This window comes from Clostridium boliviensis (assembly GCF_033342255.1).
Classification (GTDB): Bacteria; Bacillota; Clostridia; order Lachnospirales; family Lachnospiraceae; genus Lacrimispora; species Lacrimispora boliviensis.
On the sequence record NZ_JAWONS010000256.1, the window covers coordinates 1 to 672 of the forward strand.

Here is a 672-nt window from a genome sequence, read left to right on the forward strand (position 1 = left end):
TTGCCGGTGGTTTCGAGGAACCCTTTGATCTCTCCTTCCTGCGGGACCCTTCCCTCTATTCCTTCATCTGGAAAGTGAAGGTGCAGGGAAATCTGGTCAATGCCTTCGAAAACCTGCTGGACGGGACCCACACCCACTTCGTTCATGCCGGACTCATCCGGACCGATTCCAACCGGCAGCAGGTCAGCGCCAAACTGACCGCCCACCGCGATCACGTGGAGATCGAATACAGCGGGGAGTCGAAGCAGGCCGGCCTGATTTCCCAGTTGATGGAGCGGGACCGTCAGACGAGCTACGGCCGCTTTTATATGCCGGGGATCGCCCAGATCGAATACCGGTCCCGCAAGGGGTTGAGCATGCTCATCACGGCGGTGGCCCGTCCCGTCTCCGAAGCCGTCCAGGATGTGTATGCCATCATCACCGTCAAGCGGGGGATCGTACCCAATTGCATCAAGAGGTTGGTCATCGCTCCCTTTTTCAAAATGGCCCTGAAACAGGATCTCCGCATTGTCGAATTGCAGCAGAACTGGATCGAACGATGCGGCGAAGGAAGGTTTGTATCCACCGAAGCGGACCTGATGCGCCCCTTTATCGAACAGCTGACCAAGGGCCGCTACTACGACAAACCCCTGCAGCGGAAGGTGCAGCTTCTGCTGTGATGGGTCCGGGAGC

The 672-nt window shown here is 58.0% G+C and carries 1 protein-coding gene; it reads left to right on the forward strand.

What is annotated here, in order from left to right; all coding sequences use genetic code 11:
• On the forward strand, positions 1-659 hold a 659-nt coding region (locus RZO55_RS17900; protein ID WP_318065627.1), incomplete at its 5' end, for a hypothetical protein.
• Positions 660-672 lie beyond the last annotated feature (13 nt).